Source organism: Streptomyces sp. GC420 (assembly GCF_009916105.1).
Taxonomy (GTDB): domain Bacteria; phylum Actinomycetota; class Actinomycetes; order Streptomycetales; family Streptomycetaceae; genus Streptomyces.
Map to the genome: position 1 here is coordinate 1 of NZ_JAAAXQ010000739.1, position 1,469 is coordinate 1,469.

General features: G+C 75.2%; 1 protein-coding gene. It reads left to right on the forward strand.

What is annotated here, in order from left to right:
• Positions 1-153 precede the first annotated feature (153 nt).
• On the forward strand, positions 154-1,236 hold the full coding sequence (locus GUY61_RS38280; RefSeq protein ID WP_208106985.1) for a methyltransferase: 1,083 nt from the start codon (positions 154-156) through the stop codon (positions 1,234-1,236).
• Positions 1,237-1,469: the final 233 nt, after the last annotated feature.

The following is a 1,469-nucleotide window of genomic DNA, read 5'->3' on the forward strand; positions in this document are numbered from 1 at the left end:
GGCGGGATTCGAGCGGGGCGCGAGCCGGGCCCGTCCGGGCCGCCGGACAGTGGGTGCTCCGGGCGTACCGGCGGTTTCCGGCCGCGTACGCGCCGGCCTGCCCGCCCGCGGGTGGACCACCGCGGCCGCCCGCCGCCCATCACGGAGGAACCCATGCCGCTGCCGCCCGCCCGTATCGTCCGGGCCGTCGAAGGCGTGCGCACCGCTCTGCAGGCACTGGTGCGCAAGCTGGCCCCCGCGCCGTTCTCGCTGCTCGAGATGGTCCAGGGCGCCATGCTCAGCCAGGCCGTCTACGCCGCCGCGGAGCTCCGCGTCGCCGAAGCGCTGCGGGACGGGCCGCTGCCCGTCGCGCGGCTGGCCGAACGTGTCGGCGCCCATCCGGAGTCGCTGCGGCGGGTCCTGCGGCTGCTCGCTTCGAACGGCGTCTTCGCCGAGCGGAAGGACGGCAGTTTCGCGCTGACCCCGATGGCGGGCGCGCTGCTCGAGGACGCCCCGATGTCGATGCGCGGCATCGCGGTGCTCATGGGCCACCCGGTCCACTGGGAGGACTGGTCGCACTTCGTGGACGCGGTGCGCTCCGGGGAGCCGAGCCTGCCGAAGCTGCGCGGCATGACGGCCTTCGAGTTCCTGGAGGCCAAGCCGGAGTACGGCGAGGTGTTCACCAGGGGCATGGGCGCCATGTCCGCCACCGAGACGGAACCGGTCCTGGCCGCGTACGACTTCTCGCGGTTCGGCACGGTGGTGGACTTCTGCGCGGGCCGCGGCGAGCTGCTGGCGGGCATCTTGAAGAAGTCGCCGGGCGTGCGCGGGATCCTGTCCGACCCGCGGGCGGGCGAGAACGGCGCGGCGGCGTACCTGGCCGGGCAGGGGGTCGCCGACCGGTGCGAGGTCGTGACCGGCGACCTGTTCGGGCCGGTGCCCGAGGGCGGGGACGCGTACGTGCTCAAGCACATCGTGCACGACTGGCCCGAGGAGCGGGCCGTGGAGATCCTGCGCAACGTGCGGGCCGCGATGCGGCCGGACGGGCGGCTGCTGCTGATGGAGATGGTCGTGCCGGACAGGCCGAACGCCCCGCACGCGTCGAAGCTGGTCGACCTGTGGCTGATGCTGCTCGTGGGCGGCAGGGAGCGGACGGCCGCGCAGTACTCGGAGCTGCTGGCCGCGGCGGGCTTCCGCCTGGAGCGGGTCGTGCAGACCCCGGCGGCGATCTCCGTGGTGGAGGCGAGTGTCCGGTAGGGCCCGGGGACGTGATGCGGGGGCGCCGCCGCGGGCCGGTGGTCCTGCGAGGGGACGGCCGGCCTGCGGGCCCGGCATGACGGTTCCCCTGTGTCGAGCGCATACCTGGGGTGGGTGTCACCGGACCCGAGAGGCGCCGTGGGAGACGCTGGTGAGAGGTCCGACTACCGCCCGGCCCGGCGTGATGCCCCCGGCAAGCGGCCGGGGGCCCGCAGAGGGGTGGGGGGCGGCCG